23 protein-coding genes and 1 pseudogene are annotated in these 21,875 nt (G+C 49.6%); 13 read left to right on the top strand and 11 right to left on the bottom strand.

Features of this window, described 5'->3' with window-relative positions; all coding sequences use genetic code 11:
* Positions 1-182: 182 nt before the first annotated feature.
* Positions 183-689: a thiol peroxidase gene (gene tpx, locus ACJ9Y9_RS12925; protein WP_028018831.1), complete on the bottom strand. Its 507-nt coding sequence runs from the start codon at positions 687-689 to the stop codon at positions 183-185.
* Between the two features lie 107 nt (positions 690-796).
* On the opposite strand from tpx, the gene ycjG reads away from it, so the two are divergent.
* Positions 797-1,762, top strand: a complete 966-nt coding sequence (gene ycjG, locus ACJ9Y9_RS12920) for an L-Ala-D/L-Glu epimerase (protein ID WP_028018832.1) — start codon at positions 797-799, stop codon at positions 1,760-1,762.
* Here ycjG and mpaA read toward each other — a convergent pair.
* Positions 1,753-2,466 (bottom strand): murein tripeptide amidase MpaA, encoded by a 714-nt coding sequence (gene mpaA, locus ACJ9Y9_RS12915; protein WP_028018833.1) that lies wholly within the window; start codon positions 2,464-2,466, stop codon positions 1,753-1,755. The genes ycjG and mpaA overlap by 10 nt on opposite strands.
* Before the next feature lie 185 nt (positions 2,467-2,651).
* On the opposite strand from mpaA, the gene ACJ9Y9_RS12910 reads away from it, so the two are divergent.
* Positions 2,652-4,268, top strand: coding sequence for an ABC transporter substrate-binding protein (locus tag ACJ9Y9_RS12910; protein WP_028018834.1), 1,617 nt, complete (start codon positions 2,652-2,654; stop codon positions 4,266-4,268).
* Between the two features lie 59 nt (positions 4,269-4,327).
* Here ACJ9Y9_RS12910 and ACJ9Y9_RS12905 read toward each other — a convergent pair whose 3' ends face one another.
* The 4 genes from ACJ9Y9_RS12905 to ACJ9Y9_RS12890 form a co-directional block, all read right to left on the bottom strand.
* On the bottom strand, positions 4,328-4,891 hold the full coding sequence (locus ACJ9Y9_RS12905) for a DJ-1/PfpI family protein (protein ID WP_028018835.1): 564 nt from the start codon (positions 4,889-4,891) through the stop codon (positions 4,328-4,330).
* 218 nt (positions 4,892-5,109) lie between these two features.
* Positions 5,110-5,250: an Ecr family regulatory small membrane protein gene (locus ACJ9Y9_RS12900; RefSeq protein ID WP_032666966.1), complete on the bottom strand. Its 141-nt coding sequence runs from the start codon at positions 5,248-5,250 to the stop codon at positions 5,110-5,112.
* A gap of 74 nt (positions 5,251-5,324) precedes the next feature.
* Positions 5,325-6,557: a sensor domain-containing diguanylate cyclase gene (locus ACJ9Y9_RS12895; protein WP_028018836.1), complete on the bottom strand. Its 1,233-nt coding sequence runs from the start codon at positions 6,555-6,557 to the stop codon at positions 5,325-5,327.
* A gap of 92 nt (positions 6,558-6,649) precedes the next feature.
* Positions 6,650-8,779, bottom strand: coding sequence for a bifunctional diguanylate cyclase/phosphodiesterase (locus ACJ9Y9_RS12890; RefSeq protein ID WP_028018837.1), 2,130 nt, complete (start codon positions 8,777-8,779; stop codon positions 6,650-6,652).
* A gap of 456 nt (positions 8,780-9,235) precedes the next feature.
* Here ACJ9Y9_RS12890 and ACJ9Y9_RS12885 point away from each other — a divergent pair, with 456 nt between their 5' ends.
* Positions 9,236-10,390: a methyl-accepting chemotaxis protein gene (locus ACJ9Y9_RS12885; RefSeq protein WP_032666968.1), complete on the top strand. Its 1,155-nt coding sequence runs from the start codon at positions 9,236-9,238 to the stop codon at positions 10,388-10,390.
* A gap of 32 nt (positions 10,391-10,422) precedes the next feature.
* Here ACJ9Y9_RS12885 and ACJ9Y9_RS12880 read toward each other — a convergent pair whose 3' ends face one another.
* Positions 10,423-11,553, bottom strand: coding sequence for a GGDEF domain-containing protein (locus ACJ9Y9_RS12880; RefSeq protein ID WP_028018839.1), 1,131 nt, complete (start codon positions 11,551-11,553; stop codon positions 10,423-10,425).
* Positions 11,554-11,750: 197 nt separating this feature from the next.
* On the opposite strand from ACJ9Y9_RS12880, the gene zntB reads away from it, so the two are divergent.
* The 3 genes from zntB (at position 11,751) to dbpA (ending at position 14,578) form a co-directional block, all read left to right on the top strand.
* Entirely contained in the window at positions 11,751-12,734 is a 984-nt protein-coding gene (gene zntB, locus ACJ9Y9_RS12875) for a zinc transporter ZntB (protein WP_028018840.1), read from the top strand.
* A gap of 278 nt (positions 12,735-13,012) precedes the next feature.
* Positions 13,013-13,177 carry a hypothetical protein gene (locus tag ACJ9Y9_RS12870; protein WP_257278716.1) on the top strand — a complete coding sequence of 55 codons (165 nt, stop codon included), beginning with the start codon at positions 13,013-13,015 and terminating at the stop codon, positions 13,175-13,177.
* Between the two features lie 27 nt (positions 13,178-13,204).
* Positions 13,205-14,578: an ATP-dependent RNA helicase DbpA gene (dbpA, locus tag ACJ9Y9_RS12865; protein ID WP_028018841.1), complete on the top strand. Its 1,374-nt coding sequence runs from the start codon at positions 13,205-13,207 to the stop codon at positions 14,576-14,578.
* 42 nt (positions 14,579-14,620) lie between these two features.
* Here dbpA and ttcA read toward each other — a convergent pair whose 3' ends face one another.
* From ttcA to ACJ9Y9_RS12850, 3 genes and pseudogenes are all read right to left on the bottom strand, one after another.
* On the bottom strand, positions 14,621-15,556 hold the full coding sequence (gene ttcA / locus ACJ9Y9_RS12860) for a tRNA 2-thiocytidine(32) synthetase TtcA (protein WP_028018842.1): 936 nt from the start codon (positions 15,554-15,556) through the stop codon (positions 14,621-14,623).
* A gap of 38 nt (positions 15,557-15,594) precedes the next feature.
* Positions 15,595-15,887 (bottom strand): annotated as a pseudogene (locus ACJ9Y9_RS12855) (tyrosine-type recombinase/integrase); the annotation flags it as partial.
* A 40-nt stretch (positions 15,888-15,927) separates the two neighbouring features.
* Complete coding sequence (locus ACJ9Y9_RS12850; protein ID WP_028018844.1) at positions 15,928-16,212, bottom strand: hypothetical protein; 285 nt, start codon at positions 16,210-16,212, stop codon at positions 15,928-15,930.
* A gap of 262 nt (positions 16,213-16,474) precedes the next feature.
* On the opposite strand from ACJ9Y9_RS12850, the gene ACJ9Y9_RS12845 reads away from it, so the two are divergent.
* From ACJ9Y9_RS12845 to ACJ9Y9_RS12815, 7 genes are all read left to right on the top strand, one after another.
* Complete coding sequence (locus tag ACJ9Y9_RS12845) at positions 16,475-16,819, top strand: DUF1294 domain-containing protein (RefSeq protein WP_032666969.1); 345 nt, start codon at positions 16,475-16,477, stop codon at positions 16,817-16,819.
* Between the two features lie 95 nt (positions 16,820-16,914).
* The gene (locus ACJ9Y9_RS12840) at positions 16,915-17,370 is read left to right on the top strand and encodes a VOC family protein (protein WP_028018845.1); all 456 of its coding nucleotides are present in this window, start codon (positions 16,915-16,917) and stop codon (positions 17,368-17,370) included.
* Positions 17,371-17,380: 10 nt separating this feature from the next.
* Entirely contained in the window at positions 17,381-17,929 is a 549-nt protein-coding gene (locus ACJ9Y9_RS12835; protein WP_028018846.1) for a GNAT family N-acetyltransferase, read from the top strand.
* 125 nt (positions 17,930-18,054) lie between these two features.
* Complete coding sequence (locus ACJ9Y9_RS12830; RefSeq protein WP_028018847.1) at positions 18,055-18,504, top strand: hypothetical protein; 450 nt, start codon at positions 18,055-18,057, stop codon at positions 18,502-18,504.
* 267 nt (positions 18,505-18,771) lie between these two features.
* Positions 18,772-19,284 carry a hypothetical protein gene (locus ACJ9Y9_RS12825; RefSeq protein ID WP_050482942.1) on the top strand — a complete coding sequence of 171 codons (513 nt, stop codon included), beginning with the start codon at positions 18,772-18,774 and terminating at the stop codon, positions 19,282-19,284.
* A gap of 222 nt (positions 19,285-19,506) precedes the next feature.
* Positions 19,507-19,704, top strand: coding sequence for a hypothetical protein (locus tag ACJ9Y9_RS12820; RefSeq protein WP_028018848.1), 198 nt, complete (start codon positions 19,507-19,509; stop codon positions 19,702-19,704).
* A gap of 3 nt (positions 19,705-19,707) precedes the next feature.
* The gene (locus ACJ9Y9_RS12815; protein WP_028018849.1) at positions 19,708-20,115 is read left to right on the top strand and encodes a GFA family protein; all 408 of its coding nucleotides are present in this window, start codon (positions 19,708-19,710) and stop codon (positions 20,113-20,115) included.
* A gap of 290 nt (positions 20,116-20,405) precedes the next feature.
* Here ACJ9Y9_RS12815 and ompC read toward each other — a convergent pair whose 3' ends face one another.
* Positions 20,406-21,515 (bottom strand): porin OmpC, encoded by a 1,110-nt coding sequence (gene ompC, locus ACJ9Y9_RS12810; RefSeq protein WP_028018850.1) that lies wholly within the window; start codon positions 21,513-21,515, stop codon positions 20,406-20,408.
* Positions 21,516-21,875 lie beyond the last annotated feature (360 nt).

Here is a 21,875-nt window from a genome sequence, read left to right as displayed (position 1 = left end):
AAAATATGAATTTTTGGGAATGGTTATGGGATATAGATCGCTATATTGTTAAATATTGCGAATGGTTTTGCATAATTAATGTGAATTATGGCAATAATAGCTTGAACGATTCAGCTTTGAGGAAATAAAAAACCCCGCCATCGCGAGGTTTAGAAAGTACTGTATAGATTGCTAAGCAATTATTATGCTTTCAGCACGTCCAGCGCAGCAGTGTAATCTGGTTCGGTGGTGATTTCGTTAACCAGTTCGCTGAATACGACATTGTCATTTTCATCAATAACCAGTACAGCGCGTGCTGCCAGGCCTTTCAGCGGGCCTTCCGCGATGCTGACGCCGTATTTTTCCAGGAAATCCTGGCTGCGCAGAGTGGAGAGGGTGATAACGTTGCTCAGGCCTTCGGCACCGCAGAAACGAGACTGGGCAAACGGCAGGTCAGCGGAAATGCACAGCACAACCGTGTTGTCCATTTCAGTCGCCAGCTGGTTGAACTTACGTACGGATGCAGCACAAACACCGGTATCAATGCTTGGGAAAATGTTCAGCACTTTGCGTTTACCCGTAAACTGAGCCAGTGTGACGTCAGACAGATCTTTAGCCACCAGAGTAAAAGCCTGAGCTTTGCTGCCAGCCTGCGGAATGGAACCTGCAACAGCAACCGGGTTGCCCTGGAAATGAACGAGTTGTGACATAGATATCTTCCTGTTTACATATAGTTAACGTCGGGGCTAGTGTATGCCATCAGCGGATAACACGGCAAACCAAATTTTTCGCCTTTCCGGGCCGCAAGGAGTCAGTGATGAGAAGCGTTAAAGTCTATGAAGAAGCCTGGCCATTGCATAGCCCATTTGTCATCTCCCGCGGCAGCCGAAGTGAGGCCGGTGTGGTGGTGGTTGAAATTGAAGAAGAGGGGTTTAAAGGTACGGGAGAATGCACGCCATACCCACGCTATGGAGAAAGTGCTGCGTCAGTGATGGCGGCTATCATGACTCTGGTACCCGATCTGCAAAAAGGGCTCTCGCGCGAAGCATTACAGCAGCGTTTACCTGCAGGAGCGGCACGTAACGCTATTGATTGCGCGCTCTGGAATCTTGAAGCTGCTAAAGAGCAAAAATCCCTGACATCGTTGCTGGGGGTGACCTTGCCGCAATCGGTCGTTACGGCGCAAACCGTTGTTATTGGTGAGCCGGAACAGATGGCTGCCAGCGCAAAAGCGCTTTTTGATGCAGGGGCCACCCTGTTAAAGGTGAAGCTCGACGATCGTCTGATTAGCGAAAGAATGGTTGCCATTCGCGCGGCAGTGCCGTCGGCCACACTGATTGTTGACGCCAACGAATCATGGCATCCCGAAGGGCTTGCCGCGCGATGTCAGCTGCTGGCTGACCTGGGCGTGGCGATGCTGGAACAACCTCTACCCGCAAAGGATGATGCGGCGCTGAAGAATTTTATCCATCCGTTGCCTGTGTGCGCGGATGAAAGCTGTCATACCCGCGAGAGTCTGAGCGGGCTACAGGGCAGCTATGAGATGATCAACATTAAGCTCGACAAAACCGGTGGGCTAACGGAAGCGCTGGCCCTGGCGGCTCAGGCCCGGTCGGAGGGTTTTTCCGTGATGCTGGGATGCATGCTTTGTACATCCCGGGCGATCAATGCGGCGCTCCCGCTGGTCAATCAGGCCAGTTTTGCTGACCTGGATGGCCCGACATGGTTGGCGGTTGACGTTTCACCGGCGCTTAATTTTACCAGCGGCGTGCTTCATCTTTGAGGCTGCCAGCGCAGAAGTTCCACCATCGCTTTTAAGTATTTTTCGCTGGCTTCATCGGATGAGATTGCCGGGAATTCAGCGGTGATACACGGTAAGCTCAAATCGGCGCACCAGCTTCCGAATGAGCCGGGCGTTTCATAGCCAACGCTGGTAACCAGCGGCAGGGCGAAAGCCTCTGCCAGCCATGCGCCCAGTTCGGTGTGCCGTGGATCTTCAATGCAGGCCAGCGGATCGTGGAAGGAGACAATCCAGGCGGGGTGGATCTTATGGATAAGCTGGCACAACGCTTGTGTTTCCGGCTCCGAACCCGGGGTGTCTCCCGTCAGCAGGACCACATCCCGCTCTTCAGCGGCGCTGTTCCAGCGATAAACCGTTTCCCCGGCATGCCAGTTTGCTGCCGGGAAATTACGGTTTAAGTCGACTCCTCTCGCATTCGCGCGTAATCCAAGCTGACATCCATCCGGATTCACCGCCAGAATGACGTGATGGCGCCGTAGTTTGGGCGTCAGTGTTCTCAGTGCACATGAGAGCGTGACGATAGAGGAATTTTCATCGCCATGCGTGCCGGCAATGACCAGACCGCTATTGCGATCGGCATCGGGGGCAGGGAACCAGATCAGCGATGCGCCTAAAAATGAGCGGCCATATTGCTCAGCGCCCGGCGGAAAGGCGCCTCGTTCCGCTCTTGGTCGGGTGATTGCCATACGAAATCCTGATAAAGAAGTCTCTACAGGCAGTGTTGTGCAAAATTCGCTGTTAATCAAATAGTTTCCTTATCGGTTGAGAATTGTCGCAAATCACTTTTCCGGGCGAAGGTATTTGCATTTCTCTTTTTCGAAACAAATAATTACGCATCTGCTTGTTATCTGAATTCATTAAAGGGGATCGTATGAAGCATCCTGTCTCGCGTCTTTGTGCTGCACTATGTCTGTGCGGACTCTCAACACTCTCGTACGCTGCTGATGTGCCACAGGGCACGGTACTGGCGCAACAACAGGAGCTGGTCAGACATATTAAAGATGAGCCTGCCTCGCTCGATCCGGCAAAAGCGGTGGGGTTGCCAGAGATTCAGGTGATTCGCGATCTCTTCGAAGGACTGGTTAATCAGAATGAGAAAGGGGAATTAACTCCGGGGGTAGCGACGCGCTGGCAGAGTAACGATAACCGTATCTGGACGTTCACCCTGCGCGATAACGCGAAATGGTCTGACGGAACGCCCGTCACCGCGCAGGATTTTGTCTACAGCTGGCAGCGTCTGGTCGACCCGAAAACCACCTCTCCGTTTGCCTGGTTTGCCGCACTGGCAGGTATCAACAACGCCCAGGCCATTATTGACGGTAAAGCGGCACCAGACACCCTGGGTGTGGCGGCTGTCGACGACAGAACGTTACGCGTTCAGCTGGATAAGCCGCTGCCGTGGTTTAGCAACCTGACGGCTAGCTTTGCGTTCTACCCGGTGCAAAAAGCCAACGTTGAAAGTGGTAAGGAATGGACGCGTCCAGGAGCTCTGGTTGGAAATGGCGCATACGTTCTTAATGACCGCGTGGTGAATGAAAAACTGGTTGTCGTTCCAAATACGCATTACTGGGACAATGCAAAAACTGTCCTGCAAAAAGTGACGTTCATTCCAATCAATCAGGAGTCGTCTGCCACCAAACGCTATCTGGCGGGAGATATTGATATTACCGAATCGTTCCCGAAAAACATGTATCAGAAACTCCTGAAGGATATACCGGGGCAAGTTTATACTCCTCCTCAACTGGGTACCTATTATTACGCGTTTAACACGCAAAAAGGTCCGACAGCGGATGCCCGCGTTCGTCTGGCACTGAGTATGACCATCGATCGTCGCATTATGGCGGAAAAGGTATTAGGGACCGGTGAGAAGCCAGCCTGGCATTTTACCCCAGACGTGACGGCGGGCTTTACCCCGGAGTCTTCACCGTTTGAGCAGATGTCACAGCAGGAGCTGAATGCTCAGGCAAAAACCTTGCTGCAGGCTGCGGGTTACGGTCCTCAGCGCCCGCTGAAATTGAACCTGCTGTATAACACATCCGAAAACCACCAGAAAATCGCCATTGCGGTGGCGTCCATGTGGAAGAAAAATCTTGGTGTGGATGTCAAACTGCAAAACCAGGAGTGGAAAACCTACATTGATAGCCGCAACACCGGCAATTTTGACGTAATCCGCGCCTCATGGGTCGGTGATTACAACGAACCCTCGACGTTCCTGTCGCTGCTGACGTCAACTCATACCGGCAATATTTCGCGTTTTAACGATCCGGCTTACGATAAAATTGTTCACCAGGCGACGCTGGAAACAACGGCGAAAGCGCGTAATGCGGACTACAACATGGCGGAGAAAATCCTCATGGAGAAAGCCCCCATTGCGCCAATTTACCAGTACACCAATGGTCGCCTGATTAAGCCCTGGGTGAAAGGGTATCCTATCAATAACCCGGAAGACGTGGCGTATAGCCGTACGATGTATATTGAGAAGCACTGACGTATAGCCATCACCTAAGCGAAACTGGCGCTAAGCTGCGCCAGTTTTTACTTACCGCACTATTCTAACAATGCATTAAATTTTGCCAGCCACTGGGGATGTGCAGGCCAGGCGGGAGCAGTAACCAGATTGCCGTCCACATGTGCCTGATCGATGCCAATATTCGCGTAGTGTCCGCCGCTGAGACGGACTTCAGGGGCACAGGCCGGGTAGGCGCTACAGGTACGTCCTTTCAGAATGCCTGCGGCAGCAAGCAATTGCGGGCCGTGACACACGGCGGCAATCGGTTTACGCGCGGCGTCGAATGCCTGTACCAGCTTCAGCACGTCATCATTTAACCGCAGATATTCGGGGGCTCTCCCGCCGGGGATAAGCAGTGCGTCGTAGTCCTGCTCTTTTACTGCGGAAAAGTCGGCATTGAGCGTAAAACGGTGACCGGGTTTCTCGCTATAGGTCTGGGCACCGTCAAAATCATGGATCGCCGTCATGACATAATCGCCCTTTGATTTATCGGGGCAGACAGCATCAACCTGGTGACCAATCATCTGTAAAGCCTGAAAGGGCACCATCGTTTCGTAATCTTCGGCGTAATCGCCAACCAGCATCAGGATCTTCTTGCTCATCATTCCTCACCTCTGTGAATAAAGATGATTAAGATATAGCCTGGTATGGCTGAAATGCCGGAAATAAAAAAAGCCCGTCAGAGAACGGGCAACATAAGCAAATGATTTAGTGATTCGTTATCAACGTTACTGGATGATAACGCCGCGTATTTTACGTGGCGTTAAGGGATTCAGGTAGCTGACAAATTCGGTAGGTGAAACAATAAATTAAACGTGTGTTATGGCGTATCGAAAGTGGGGTAGAGGCTGTTTTCCAGAAATTCTACCAGGTACCAGATTTCACCGCTAAAAATAAACCAAAAACCCAATATAATAAGGCTCAAAATAATTAAGGTGAGTATTATTTCTGTTTTACTCATTGAAGACGTTACCCACCGCTATTCGGTTTATACGAGGTGGGCATTGTAACGGGGCTTTCCTGGATACTCCAGTTTCACGCTGCAAGGACCTTGTTGCGTCCATCATTTTTGGCGCGATAAAGCGCATCGTCCACACGCTTAAACAGGTCATCAATACTCTCACCCGGGGTATGTCGCGCCACGCCAATGCTGACGGTAAACCGAGGTAAGCCCGGGATAGTGATGCGGGAAACAGCAGAGCGGATCGATTCGGCAATCAGCAAAGCGGTTTCGAGGGATGTACGCGGCAGCAGGATGACGAACTCTTCACCACCCCAGCGGAACACCAGATCATCTTTCCGGCCACAGGCTTCCAGCGTTCGGGAGAGCGCGATAAGTACTTCATCACCTTTAAGATGACCAAAGAGATCGTTAATGTTTTTAAAATGATCGGTATCCACTAGCAGCAGGCTAAATTGCTGTTGCGCGGGAAGTTGATTCTGGCTGGTTTGATCGATAAGGGTGTAAAACTGCCGACGATTGAGCAGACCCGTCATGGCGTCACGCGAGGCAGCGTGTTCCAGCTCTTGCTCCAGCCTTTTTTGCTCGGTGATATCGTGGATGATGCACAGCATGAGCTTGTCACCGTAAATCTCAAGAGGCCCGGCATACGTCTGAACATGACGAGTGGAACCATCGGCAAGACGGTGAACAAAGTTGAGAGGTTTATGACCACCGGGCAGTGCGGCAATTTCGGTCATAATGGGTATAACATCTCTTCCAAGAGTATTTATTTCCCAGGTATGTTTACTGCACATTTCATCATGTGAATAACCATAAAAATTGAGTGCAGCCAGGTTTGCATCGACGATTTGGCCATCGCGGGCAGGATCGATTAACAGCATCGGTGCGCTGTTGGTCAGGAAAAAGCGTGCGTAAAACCCCTGTTTTTTGCGCCGGTAGGTTGCAGAACGGCTGGCTTTCAGCCCGGAGACGATTTGCGAAGAGATCCCTTCGAAAACAATCACATCACCATAGGGTGCGTAGTGGGCCAGCGAGAGTCGACAGCTCAGTGGAGCATCTTGTCCATCCCGCTTAATGGTCCAGATTTCGACGATCTCCTGCTCCGTTTTGAGTTCAGAAACGTACATCGACAGCACAGTTTGCGCACTCGCGGAATAAATTCCTTTGCGTAAATCATTCAGTGTTTTGTCACCCATTACCTGAGCTGCGGCCACATTTGCAAAAATGATCTGTTCCGAAACAGCTGAAATAAGCCACACGGGTGTTTTAATTACATTCAGCGCATCAAAACCATTTTGCGACATAGGTATTTCCTGTTCATCGGCACATTGTGCCTGACAATCATGATCGGATTGACTCGTGTGTACTCTTTTGAAACATACTCTACTTAAACTCGTCAGGCATGATTTTTTTGTGAAATAAATACGTGTTCTGAATGAATTTTACCAATTGGTATAATTTGTTTGTCTGAGTTCTTCTGCAACAGCAGCCACGGCACCTGTTCGGCAGGTAAAGGACGGGAAAAAAGGAACCCCTGCAGATAATCGCAGCCGAGGCTGGTCAGTACCGCTTGCTGCTCTTCTGTTTCGATCCCTTCTGCAACCACATTCATCTCCATGGTCCGCGCAATGTTGATAATGGTTTCCACCAGCTTGCGGCTTTTTTCATTTTCCAGCATCGACATCACAAAACTTTTATCAATTTTGAGCTCTTTTGCCGGAAGAACGCTCAACATCAGCAGGTTTGAATAGCCAGTCCCGAAATCATCAATCGAGACGGTGATCCCCGCTTGAGTAAACGCATTGAGTAACTCGATACTGCGGTCGAGATTTTTAAGCGCGGTACTCTCAGTCACCTCAAGGATCAGCCGGGAAGGAGACAGGTTATATTTTTCCAGCATCGACGATACGATATAGAAGATGTCTGGCTGTTCGAACTGAACAGGGGATAAGTTGAATGACAACGTCCACTGGCTAAAACCTTGTTCAGTCCAGAAATGAAGCTGTCGGCATGCTGCTTCAATTGCCCAGTTGCCAACCGGAATAATTAAACCTGTTTGTTCCAGCGAGGGTAAGAACAGATTAGGCAGCAACACCCCTTGCTCAGGATGGCGCCAGCGGAGAAGCGCTTCAAAACCGTGAATCGTTTTCTCTTCGGCATGCCAGGTTGGTTGGTACCAAAGTTCAAACTGATCGCGTTCAAGTGCCTGGGTGAGTTCCTGCAAAAAGCCAGGTTTAGCCGGAACCGCCGTCGACATTTCAGTCCGGTAAATAGCCCAGCCATTACGGCCATCCTCTTTAACGTGATGTAAAGCCGCATCCGCCTTCAGTTTAAGTTCATGCAACGTTTCTCCATCCTGTGGGTAGAGGCTAACCCCCGCGCTGACGGTTGTACTTAACGTGTGTCCACAGATTGAAAGAGGACGACGCATATCCCCGAGTAACGTAGCGAGCAGAGCATTGAGTTTGTCGTCGTCGCATTCTGGAACCAGTAAGATAAAGGCATCCCCTCCTAGTCTGGCCAGGGTCATCTCACGCGTGAGTCGGGCCGTGATGCGTTGTGCAAGCGTGATTAACAACTCATCACCGACATTGTGACCCCAGGTATCGTTGACCCGTTTGAAGTGATCGACATTCAGGAAAATCACGGCAAATTGCTTGTTGCTGAGCAACGCGCTGCGCAGACAATCCTGCATGCGAATATCCATCTGGTGGCGGTTGGCGAGCCCAGTGAGTGCATCAAAGCGAGCCTGTAGCTCTAACTGGCGGTTGAGTTGTCGAAGATTTTCAGTCAGGCGATTGGTGCGCCAGTGAGAATCTACAAGCGAGATAATAAGCATTACGCCGAGCAGGGTGAGCGTAGTGACCGAAACCCAGATAGACAATCCCAGCTCGCTGATCCCACCGGGGAGGGTATGTGACATTTCATGAAAATGCGCGGCACTCATACCGGTATAGTGCATCGCACAGATGGCGGCGCCCATAATAAAGGCTGCAAGAATGCGACTGACAAAAACCCCTTTGTGAATATCGCGCAGCCGGAAAGCCAGCCACAGGGCAACGCCGGAAGCAACAACGGCAATCAGCACAGATAAACCCACAATACGCCGATCCCAGACGATGCTGCCGTCCAGCATCAATGCGGCCATACCGATGTAGTGCATAGACACCACGCCCGCACTCAGGATCACCGTGGCGAAGAACAGTCGAAAGGGAGAAAGTTTTTTGCCGGTGACGGCAATATTAATGGCCACGGACGACGCAACAACTGCCGCACCAAGAGACGCAAGTGTTAACCAAAGGTCGTAGCTCATCATCATTGGCATTTGCATCGACAGCATGCCGATGAAGTGCATTGACCAAATCCCGATGCCCAGCGTGACGCCTCCGGCAATGCGCCAGAACATTGCCGCCTTGCGACTGGAAAGGGGGATTTTCCCGGCACTGTCCAGAGCGACAAAGGAGGCGATAAAAGCCACCAGATAAGAGATGGCGATGAGTACAGGGTCCCACGATATATTGAGCATTATGCAATCCCACTCCTGAGAGGGTTACCGATTTCGCCTGCCGGGCACATCTCTATCTGGCAACGAACATGCGCATTAAACAATATTAGTTATTTATCGTGAAAAATGGCCAGTCATATTAAAACTCTAAAAATAGTAAGGAATATAAAATATATTCCATTTATTAATCTATTTAGCATTGCTAAACAAACAGGAATAACTATAGCAAAGCTCCTTAAATATGAGGCTAAAAACAACCTCTCACCGCAGGGGATGGTATCGCTTAACGTGGCAGGAGACCAGTATCGCAGCATGCCACGCAGAACATTTTTACTAATACACTCTTTTTAACTGACTTAAGCTAAATCTCAGGCAGCTAACGGTAAAACAAAAAACAGACGGTGTTTGTGAGGACAAAGTTCAGAGCCGATGCTATAAGTCTAAATGCCGACCAAAATATAAAACGTGGGTATAATCATGCTAAGAAATATTAGTGTCAGAACCTTCATTGTCTGGTTTCTTTTTTGTCTTTTTTTGGTTAATGCAGGTGTCGTTGTTCTATTTTCCAGCAATGTCTCGCTTTTCGTTTCACTTAATTTATTAAATTTCGTTGCGCTATTTTTACTTTGGGGCTACATGACAAAGTATCTTGTGACACCGATCAATACTGTGAAAAAAAGTATTGAAGAAGTGACCGCAGGCAATCTTGGCGTATATATTCCTGAGTTTGGTAATAACTGTGCAGGCAGATTAATCCCGGGGATTAATAGCCTTTCCAGCAACATTGCCACGCTTGTCCGGGAGATCAGGGCATCGTCGCAAACCGCCATGACGTTATCGGATCAACTCTCTTCCCGAAGTGCGCAGCTCTCGGTGAAAACGGAGCAACAGTCTGCATCTCTGGTGCAAACTGCGGCCAGCATGGAACAGATGGCCGCGAGCACTAAAAACAATGCCGATAACACCCGGCTGGCGAGCGAACAGGCGAATGTGGCGACGTTACAGGCTCGCAAGGGAGGAGAGCTGATGGGGCAGGTCGCGACTAATATGCAATCCATTACCGAATGCGCACAGCAGATGACAGAAATCATCTCGCTCATCGATGGTATTGCGTTCCAGACGAATATTCTGGCGCTTAATGCGGCCGTCGAGGCGGCGAGGGCGGGAGATCATGGAAAAGGCTTCTCGGTGGTTGCGGAAGAGGTAAGAAACCTCGCACACCGCAGCGCGGAGGCCGCGAAAAATATCAAAGCGCTGATTGAAGTCACCAGCACTAACGTCACTCAGGGTGTCACCGTTGTGTCTCAGGCAGAAAAGAATATGCATGAGATCGTGGCGGGGTCGGGAAAAGTTAGCCGGTTGATGGACGAGATTTCCACGTCCACATCAGAGCAGGAGAAAGGCATTTCTCAGATCACTCTGGCGTTGTCCGAGCTTGAACGGGTCACACAAAGCAATGTTGCGATGGCTGAGGAACTCAATGGTTCATCTGATGTGTTGCGTAATCAGGTGATCGAACTGCAGACGCGCACACGTAACTTCCGGCTTAATAATAGCGATGAGGCAGACATCACGTCCTCATCACATGCGGGCAATTTGTCGTTCCACCCGCGACCCGGTCACTCCCTGTGACGGAACAAAAAAGCCTGGTACGCCGGGCTTTTTTATGCTTCTACCCAGCGATTACGTCCCTGCAGCTTCGCCATATACAGGGCTTTATCCGCACAGCCAATGACCGATTGGGGCGATTGCCCGTGTGTCCAGAGCGTCAGCCCCTGGCTCACCGTTACGTGAGGATTGACTGGGGAGAGGGCGTGAGCGAATGCCTGGCTTTCCAGCATGCGGGAAATGCGTTCCGCAGTTGATCGCACCGTGCTGACATCGGCCTCGGGGAGTAAGACCATAAACTCCTCGCCACCCACCCGGCCTACAATGCCTTCGTTTTCACGGCTCGCAGATTCAAGTACACCCGCAATCATGATTAGACAGCGATCCCCTTGTTGATGCCCGTAATGGTCGTTGTAGAGTTTAAAATGATCGACATCCAGCATAATCAATCCAAATCCTTTCCCATCCTGCTGATGGCTGGCAATTTCCTGATCCATACGCTCTTCAAAGCTTCGACGGTTGGCTAACCCGGTCAACGGATCTTTGCTGGCGAGCAGACCTAGCTGATGAATAAGATCGGCGTTTTCTTGTTCACGTTGCAGCGCAAGAATAAACCAGCGGTTAAGGATCCGTCTCCCGGATTCAATTAAGCCTGCCAGTAAGACCCATTGCAGCGCGCTCAGGACGGTGAGCTGAGTGGGGTGAAACAGTGTGGTAACCAGAATGGTCACCCACACAGGGATGATAAAACTTAATAGCACTCTGGGGTCGAAATAGAGGGAAATGAGCGACGCAAACAGTAGGAGTGCAGCGAACGGGAAGATGATCCGAATATCTTCACTGGTGATTAATACGTAAAAGCACGTCGCCCAGCAGAGGCTTAATCCGACAACAACGCCTCTGGCCAGGCTTCTGAGCCAGGGGGCGTTTTGCAGCGGTGCCATTCGCAGTATAAAGAGAACGCCTGCTGAGAGGGTAAGAATGATAACCATCATGCCTTCCATCAATCCTGCTGGATGAAGGGAAGGTGTTAACACCCCAATTGGAGCAAAATAACGTCTCCCCAGGATGAACAGCGAAAACAATATGTTCACCCACAGGAACCAGGTCATGCTGGTTTTTATCGCGATTGCGCGCATTTCTGTCAGGCGCAAATCGAATGCGACGCAGTTCTTTTTTATGGTCACGCACTTACCCCAGCATATTTTTAGATCAATCTAGCAGCATTTCTTTAACTCTAATGATTTGCCTGCGACTGTCTAGAGGAACCTGTTGCAATACGTTCAATTCCTGAGCGATTTCAGCGCGATGCCGCATATAGTTGTTGCTTAACCCCTGATGAAAGCTAGACTGACATCGAAAGAGCTTAAAAGGTGGAGGCGCAGTGGAGAGCATTAAAGGATCTGAACTTAACGTTCCTGACGCAGTTTTTGCGTGGGTGCTGGATGGGCGCGGCGGTGCCCGACCGCTGGAGGATAGCGATGTCATTGATAACGAGCATCCTTGCTGGCTACACCTGAACTACACCCACCCGGACAGCGCTAACTGGCTGGCTTCGACGCCGCTCCTGCCTAACAATGTGCGCGATGCGCTGGCGGGAGAAAGTCTGCGACCTCGCGTGAGCAGAATGGGAGACGGAACGTTGATTACCCTGCGCTGCATTAATGGCAGCACGGATGAACGTCCCGATCAGCTGGTTGCGATGCGCGTCTATATGGATGATGGTCTGATTGTTTCCACCCGGCAGCGTAAAGTCCTGGCGCTGGATGACATTGTTAACGATCTGAAAGAAGGTACCGGGCCGATCGACTGTGGCAGTTGGCTGGTGGACGTCTGCGACGCCCTTACCGATCATGCGAGCGAGTTTATCGAAGAACTGCACGATAAAATCATCGACCTGGAAGATAACTTGCTCGATCAGCAGATCCCACCGCGTGGATTTCTGGCGTTATTGCGTAAGCAGTTGATCGTTATGCGTCGCTATATGACGCCGCAGCGTGACGTATATGCCCGTCTGGCAAGCGAAAGACTGACCTGGATGAATGACGATCAGCGACGCAGAATGCAGGATATCGCCGACCGGCTGGGCCGCGGGCTGGACGAAATTGATTCCTGTATCGCCAGAACGGCAGTGATGGCAGACGAAATCGCCCAGGTGATGCAGGAATCCCTGGCGAGAAGAACCTATACAATGTCCCTGATGGCGATGGTATTTTTGCCCAGCACGTTTCTGACCGGCTTGTTTGGTGTGAACCTGGGGGGAATTCCGGGGAATGCCTATCGCTACGGCTTTACCGCTTTTTGCGTCATGTTAGTTGTTGTGATTGGTGGTGTTGCATGGTGGTTACATCGCAGTAAATGGCTGTAAATTTACGTTTTTTTCACGTTTTACGCGGTTCAAAACGCTCTTTTAATTGAGCGAAGTCAATAAACATCTACCCCGTAAGGTGCAATATTACTCCCGCAGGTGAATGCAACGTCAAGCGATGGGCGTTGCGCTCCATATTGTCTTACTTCCTTTTTTGAATTACTGCATAGCACAATTGATTCGTACGACGCCGACTTCATAGTCGGCTTTTTTTTGCCTCCTGTTTCCCAGCGTCTACCCTAAGAAGAGTACGCCTAAACCTGGAGGGAATTATGAGCATGCCATTGTTACAGTCCATTCCGACCGGCCCAACCCCCAACGATCCCGTACCGATGCCCGATCCCATCCCGCGTCCTCAGCCGATGCCCGACCCGCCGCCAGATGAAGAACCGATTAAAATGTCGCATCAAACCGCGAGATCTGCGAGGATACGCGCCATCTGACTGCGAAGATGACCACGAGAGATTATTGTGACTGCTTTTTCTACCCTGAATGTTCTGCCCGCCGCCCAACTCGACAACCTCAACGAGTTGGGTTACCTCACGATGACGCCGGTTCAGGCGGCGGCACTGCCCGCTATTCTTGAGGGCCGTGATGTACGCGTACAGGCGAAAACGGGCAGTGGGAAAACAGCGGCATTCGGTCTTGGCCTGTTGCAACATATTGATGCCGCGCTGTTTAAGACCCAGTCTCTGGTGTTATGTCCCACCCGTGAACTGGCAGACCAGGTCGCGGGTGAACTGCGTCGCCTTGCGCGTTTCCTGCCAAACACCAAAATTTTAACCCTCTGCGGCGGACAGCCTTTCGGTGCACAGCGTGATTCGCTCCAGCATGCGCCGCACATTATTGTCGCGACGCCAGGTCGCCTGCTGGACCACCTGCAAAAAGGCACCGTTTCGCTGGATGCGTTACAAACGCTGGTGATGGATGAAGCCGATCGGATGCTGGATATGGGCTTCAGCGATGCGATTGACGAGGTGATCCGTTTTGCACCGTCCGATCGCCAGACGCTGTTGTTCTCTGCCACATGGCCGGAAGCCATCGCCGCCATCAGCGGCCGCGTGCAGAAAAATCCGCTTACCATTGAAATCGACAGTGTTGACGCCCTGCCAGCCATTGAACAGCAGTTCTTTGAAACTTCGCAGCAGGGAAAAATCCCGCTACTGCAGAAATTGCTGAGCCAGCATCAGCCTGCATCCTGCGTGGTGTTCTGTAATACCAAAAAAGACTGCCAGTCAGTATGCGATGCGCTAAATGCGGTGGGGCAGAGTGCATTGTCGCTGCATGGCGATCTGGAGCAGCGCGATCGCGATCAGACGCTGGTCCGTTTTGCCAACGGCAGCGCCCGTGTACTGGTTGCGACCGACGTGGCGGCGCGTGGTCTGGATATCAAATCGCTTGAGCTGGTGGTGAACTATGAGCTGGCGTGGGATCCTGAAGTCCACGTCCATCGTATCGGCCGTACGGCGCGAGCAGGAAACAGCGGCCTTGCGATAAGCTTCTGTGCGCCGGAAGAGGCGCAACGCGCCAATATTCTCTCAGAAATGCTGCAGATTAAGCTGAACTGGATGACCCCACCAGCCGGTGTCAGCCTCGTGCCGCTGGAGGCTGAAATGGCGACGCTGTGCATTGATGGCGGTAAAAAAGCCAAAATGCGTCCAGGCGATGTATTAGGTGCGCTGACAGGAGATGTGGGTCTGGATGGGGCGGATATCGGTAAGATTGCGGTGCATCCGTCACATGTTTATGTGGCGGTTCGCCAGGCGGTTGCGCATAAGGCCTGGAAGCAGCTGCAAAACGGGAAAATTAAAGGGAAAACCTGCCGCGTTCGTCTACTGAAGTAAAGGATATAGCGTCTCAGAATCTCTTTCTGAGACGCTATCATTTTATTTCACTTCGAGTACGTTCAGACGCAGTTCTTCGAACTGATTGTCATCTTCTTCTGGCTGCCAGCCAGCAGGCTGCATAGGGATCTCTTCCCGATCAAACGCCAGATCGCCGCCATTCACCACGTCTGATTCGTGGTTGATACCTTTGAAGTCGAACAGCTCAACATCCGCAAGGTGGGACGGCACAACGTTCTGCATCGCGCTGAACATGGTTTCGATGCGACCCGGATAACGTTTGTCCCAGTCACGCAGCATGTCGCCAATCACCTGGCGCTGCAGGTTAGGCTGAGAGCCACAGAGGTTACATGGAATAATCGGGAATTCTTTGGCCTGAGAGAAACGCTCAATATCCTTCTCGCGGCAGTAGGCAAGAGGGCGGATGACAATGTGCTTGCCGTCATCGCTCATCAGTTTTGGTGGCATGCCTTTCATCTTGCCGCCGTAGAACATGTTCAGGAACAGTGTCTGCAGGATATCGTCGCGGTGATGGCCCAGCGCAATTTTGGTTGCGCCCAGTTCCGTTGCGGTGCGATACAGAATGCCGCGGCGCAGACGGGAGCAGAGAGAGCAGGTGGTTTTCCCTTCCGGGATCTTCTCTTTCACAATACCGTAGGTGTTTTCTTCAACGATTTTGTACTCAACGCCCAGCTTCTCCAGATATTCCGGCAGAATGTGCTCCGGGAAGCCCGGCTGTTTCTGGTCAAGGTTGACCGCCACCAGGGAAAACTTCACAGGCGCGCTTTGCTGAAGATTACGCAGGATCTCCAGCATGGTGTAGCTGTCTTTACCCCCTGACAGGCAAACCATAATACGGTCACCGTCTTCAATCATGTTGAAGTCTGCAATGGCCTCGCCCACGTTACGGCGCAGTCGCTTTTGCAGTTTGTTCAGGTTGTATTGCTCTTTCTTTGTATTTGCTTGATTTTCTTGCATGTATTACTACCTTCGGAGCCAATAGGGGCAAAAATTTTTCAGCGTGCGAGATTATCGTTAAGCATCAGCACCTGTTCGCCATTCATTTCTTCAATCCACGCACCGTAGACTTCATAAACCATTTGCGCGTTTTCATGCCCCATCTGGCTGGCTATGAAAGACGGTTAGCGCTGACAGATAAAAGCCAGCAGGCAAAAGTATGCCGCGTATGGTACGGATTCCGGCGGCGAATGCCAGCACGTTTTACAGCAGCGTTAAATCTGGCGCCGATACTTGATAAAGAGTAGTAGGCTTTCTGTTCTCCCTTGCGCATCCGGGGTATGAAAACGAATCACAGGCTCTAGCAGATCGCTTCGCCAGTGGCGAGACTTTTAGTATCCATGGAAGAAGTAGCGAATCTTCAAGCCGATAAACTTCAACACTGGCCAGACATAATGCTGGATGAAATATAGGGCAGGTAGAACAACCAATGCCGCACCAGTTGCGCAGATTGCGTATACTGCCGAGTCCTTTGCAATTAATGAATAATTTAGGTTAAGTGTTTCAAGGTTAATTGCATTGGTTGTACTGGAACCTACAAATCCAGAGCCAAAAACAACCAGGAACACATAAAGTGATGCTGTTATGAGCTTTAAAATTAGCCGAATGTATTTCACGATGAACACCTGCTGAATGAATCCCCCTTTTTACACATAAGCAACGTGTTTAGCTAGCTCATGGTTTACGTTGCTCTAAATGGTATTCTGAACTTTACACCCGAACCCACAAAGGCTGGCTGTGTTGACCTGTTCTCGCGCAAAGTTATTGGCTGGTCAATGCAACTCCGAATGACAAAAGATAAATAGCCTGAGCCTGATACATGCGTGATATCGCGTATAATGCTTCTTCAAAATCGCTTAACATCCACTGGCTTGTACTATGACTCTCAATCGTTTTTGTTATTTACTCCTGATCCTCGCTGCGGTCGCCAGCATTCTTACCTCGTATCCAGTGGTGATGTGGTTGCTGCTGATCAATGTGCTGACGATGGTCATGTATGGCGCAGATAAAATGGCGGCGCGTAAAGGTATGCGCAGGGTTCCTGAAGCGACGTTGCTGGTATTTGGTGTGACTGGGGGCTGGCCTGGGGCCATTTTGGGGCAACAACTCTTTCGCCATAAAACCCAAAAGCAGCCATTCAAAACGTACTTTTTTATCAGCGTTGTCGTCAGCATCGCCGTGATGGCGACAGCTTACCATTTCTCTCCTTTTACCTCTTCATGAGCGTCGGCAGGGGCTGGCGAAATGCCTGTTGACATCAAGTTAACTTGAGCTTTTAAGATGCCTGCCACAGGTTGATAAAGGAGTAACATCTTAAAATGAAAGATATTGATGTCGGTTTTACACATGTCGCGTTCATGGTCAGGGATCTTGAGAAGAGCATTGCTTTCTATCGTCGTTACGCGGGTATGGAGATTATTCACTCCCGTGAACCCGATATTCCTGATGCCCGTAAAGTGGCGTGGCTAAGCGACCATACCCGTCCTTTCGCCCTGGTGCTGGTACAGGCGGATAACGTAACCGATACACCGCTGGGTAACTTTGGTCATCTGGGCATTGCCTGCGCCACCCGTGAAGAACTCGACAGGAAAACGGAGATGGCAAGCGCTGAAGGTGTGTTAAGAAAAGCGCCGGAAGAGTTGGGGGATCCCGTCGGTTACTATGTATTTTTTGCCGACCCTGACGGTAACACGTTAGAACTGTCTTTCGGTCAGCGCGTTGGGCTTGAAGCAATCCGAACGGCTCATCCAGAAAGTAAAGATAACGGGATATAAGAGAGAAATAATGGAATACAGATTGCCATTACAAACCTCGCGTTTGTTACTGCGTCCACTGGCATCCGCCGATTTGCCGGAAATTTCGTGCTACCGGAACCAGCCTGAGGTGGCCCGTTTTCAGAGCTGGGATCGTTTTACGATGCAGGATGCGGAGAAATTATATGCTCAGCAGAACACCCTTGCGTTTAACTGCGATGACACGTGGTACCAGATTATCGTTGAACGGCAAATGGACGGGGCTGTGATTGGGGATATTGGTGTTCATTTTTTTGACGAGGGCAGGCAGGCTGAACTGGGTATGACCTTTGATGTGAAATATCAGAATCAGGGTTATGCCCGGGAAGCTATCAATGCCATAATCACGCTGCTATTTACGCACTATAACAAGCACCGGCTTATCGCCGTTGTGGATACACGTAATATTCGCGCTGCAAACCTTTTGCAAAAACTCCATTTTCGACGGGAAGCCCATTATCGGCAGAACATCTTTTTTAAGGGAGAATGGGGTGATGAATATTGTTATGCCTTGCTGAAAGAGGAACACCTGCGGCATTAAAAGATCGTCAAAAGTTTCTCAATACAGACACCGGCACCGCTAATAGTAGTAGGTTTATTCTCTATGGCTTGCTGTTTTTTGCACAATCTGAATAATAAGTGCAACAACACATAAGACAACATCCCATGAAAATTCAATCTATTACACTGGCGATGCTGGCATTCATTGCTGCACCTGCCTGGTCCGCGTTTCAGGAGCGGGAATATAATACATGGTATATAAAAAATGCCGTTCTTTATGACATGACACAAACTTCAGAGGGTTTTCCTGTCATGGTGAGTATATCCCAACCGGAGCGGCGGTCTGCCAATCTGCTGGTGTCCTATATTTCTGAAGGACAATGTGGTGGAGACAGGAAAGAGCTTAACGTCAATGGCAAAGCACTGCCTGCACAATATCACTGTGTTCAGGTGGGCCTGAGCAAAATTGAACATTTTTCTGTGATTGATGCTGATAGTGTTAATGGCATGGTGACGCATCTTAAGTCTGATTTCACCGTACTGCTTCAAAACGACATAAAGGTATGGGCGGCAAATATTAAAACACCAAAATACGGACTGACACCCAGATTCTAAATACTGAAACCCCGTCTTTTTACGGGGTTTTAGCAATCGCCAACAATTATTTCCTCTATAATAATTTCATTGTTTTATTATTCCAAAAAATGATAAGTGGACTTGTTTTTTTACGTATTGAAAATTCTGTACTTAAAGCGATACGAAATTGTATGAGTTAACTTTGCTAAATATTCTTTTCATGATGGATAAAGCTCACTTTCAGTCTTACGCTTGCTAACAGCTTTTTAGTTGTTCAACACGTCTGTGCTGGGTAAGGAGCAGAAAATGACACAGCTTAATAGTCTGGATTCACTCAGCCGTAAAGAAGGGATGTGTTTATTAGAGCAAAGTATGGGTTTTGTCTGGCAGGCAGCACTTAGGGCAGTTGCGGTGTTAGGCGTCGCGGACCATCTGATCGAAGGGAAAAAATCAATTAAGCAACTGGCCCTGGAGCTTAATGTCGATCGCGACTATCTGCATAGGATCATGCGATTATTATCCTCCCGTGGGGTGTTCAACGAATTAACTGAAGACGAATACAGTCTTAGCCATTCAGCAAAATTCCTTTGTTCTGAGTATGAATTTTCCTTGCGTGCAGCGGTACTTATGCTGACCGATCCCACTTTCTGGCAGCCAGCGTCCAGAATGGATGAAATATTACAAGGCAAACCTGTTTTCAATGAATTGTTTGGTAAGCCTTTTTACGAATACTGGCAGCATGATGACACGGTTACGGGCAGCAATACAAAGACGAAAATAATGAGCAGGGGTGGTATGAGATTGACCTGCTTCTTTTAACAAGCTTTGACGGAGGGCGGGCAAGGACAATATCTGAATATCAAAACTTGTTTGAACAGGCGAATCTTAAGTTAAATACAATAATAAACACCCGCTCGTACCTGTCGATACTGGAAGTCGTACCTGTTTGAACCGCTTTCATGGTATTAACAGAGCAGTTGAACACCATTCCGTTTTAACATATTCCTGCTACGCTTTTCTGTTGTAAAAGGGAGCTCGAATATGCAAAACAAAGATGAACAAACAGGTTTAGTGGGGCTGGCGATCGGTGCCGCCGTCATTGGGCTGGTTTCAGCGCAGAAACCGATCGATCGCGATAGCATCGTCAATGAACTGGTCAGGCTAGGCAGGCAGAAGGGAGACGGCGTTGAAGATGAGGTTTTCGTTAAGGCTGCTGCGCTTGTGAGGAAAGGGGTGTAACCGATGGGTGAACTTCGTCATGCGCAGTGCCATTGTGGCGCGGTGGTATTTACCGTCGCACTGTCTGATGGCTTTAATACTGCGCGGCGCTGCAGCTGTTCTTTTTGCCGAATGCGGGGGGCTGTGGCGGTATCCGCGCCGTTATCGGGGATTACCGTAACCAAAGGGGAGGATAAGCTCACGGAGTACCGATTTAACACGGGTACGGCCCGGCATTTCTTCTGCTCAATATGCGGGATTTATACGTTCCATCAGCGGCGTTCCAACCCGAACGAATACGGTGTGAATGTTGCCTGTTTTGAAAACGTATCGCCGTTCGACTTCCCGGAGGTTACGGTGATGGACGGGGTTAACCATCCTATGGACGGGGATAGTGGGGTTTTTGGCTATCTCTCTTTCCGCAAAAAATGAGTGTTTTCAGGATTAAGGCTAACCGCCATCCAGGTGGTTCAGAAGAGTGCTGAGGTGACCAACGATATCACCAAAATCAAAAATTAGCGCCATCCACAGAAGCGCTAAAAGAGTAAGTACTGCAACGGATACACGACTTAACAACGCTGTTGTCCTTAGTGATGAAAGGGCTAAACCGTAAGTGTAACCAGCTTTCTTTCAACTTACTCTCAACCAGTTCGTCAGAAACTCTCCATTTTGTGACGTGGTTCAAAAAAAATGGGCCCGCATAATTTTACGGGCCCGGACAATTAGAACTGGTACACCAGGCCTAACGCAACAACATCATCGGTACCGATGCCGTTGTTCTTGTAGAAACTTTCATCTTCGTCCAGCAGGTTGATTTTATAATCAACATAGGTGGACATGTTTTTGTTGAAATAATAGGTCGCACCTACTTCAGCATATTTAACCAGATCCTGATCGCCCTGGCCGTTGCCCAGGTCTTTACCTTTAGACTGCAGGTAGGACAGGGTTGGACGCAGACCGAAGTCGAACTGGTATTGCGCGGTGATTTCGAAGTTCTGAGTTTTGTTCGCCACGGCGTCGGTATTATCACCATAAGGTGTCATGTTACGGGTTTCAGAATACATTGCCGCCAGGTAGATATTATTGGCGTCATATTTCAGACCAGCAGTCCAGGCATCGGCTTTGTCACCACCAGCCGTGGTATTCATGACCTGCTCGTTGGTACGGTCAGAAGAGGTATAGGCCGCACCTGCGCTGATCCCCATCCCAAAGTCATAGGTGGTAGAGATACCGAAGCCGTCACCGTTTTCATGGCGTGTGTCACGGCCATTGTTGGTACCTTCCTGGTTGTTGCTGGCGTCTTCATTCTTACCCTGATACTGCAGAGCAAAGTTCAGGCCCGGTACCAGACCATAGAAGTCGGTGTTACGGTAGGTTGCTACACCGTTCGCACGACCGGTCATAAAGTTGTCAGCTTTGGTGTAGGAGTCGCCACCGAACTCTGGCAGCATATCTGTCCAGCCTTCAATGTCATACAGAACACCATAGTTACGGCCATAGTCGAAGGAACCGTAGTCACCGACTTTTACACCCGCGAAGGCCAGACGTGTCCAGGACTGGTTATCTGAGCCTTCAGTGTTGTTCGCCTGAATGTTGTATTCCCACTGTGCGTAACCGGTCATCATGTTGTTGATTTGTGTTTCACCTTTGAAACCCAAACGCATGTAGGTCTGATCGCCATCAGCGCCTTTATCGTCGGAGAAATAGTGCAGGCCATCTACTTTTCCGTACAGATCTAATTTGTTGCCGTCTTTATTATAAATCTCTGCTGCATGCGCAGCACCAGCCATTAACAGAGCCGGAATCATCAGAGCCAGTACTTTTCTTTGCATTGTGATATTCCTTTGCAGTTGTTTTTATTTAATTACCTGTTGAACTTTCCGAATGAGAAAGTTGTCCCATGCTAAATCACTCCAGTGTAAGAGTAATAAAGTATAATTGTTACGAACTAAGTAAAATCTAAACTGAATAAAACGACGGAAATGATCATTGGTTTCATGAATAATTCGTGATGAATTATATAAAATAAAAATTATTAATAAGGGATTAAGTAAGCTAGTCTCTGTGCTGTTATATGCCTTTAAGATTATTTATCCATAATTTAAATGAATGCTATTTAGTTTTCTAAATAGATATTTATTAATTAACTGGATTGGCCCGATGTGATTACATCGGGCTTTTTTTATGGCAAA

This window comes from Enterobacter sp. CPE_E1241 (genome assembly GCF_045618265.1).
In the GTDB taxonomy this organism is placed as follows: domain Bacteria; phylum Pseudomonadota; class Gammaproteobacteria; order Enterobacterales; family Enterobacteriaceae; genus Enterobacter; species Enterobacter adelaidei.
This window is presented reverse-complemented; position numbering and strand designations above follow the sequence as displayed.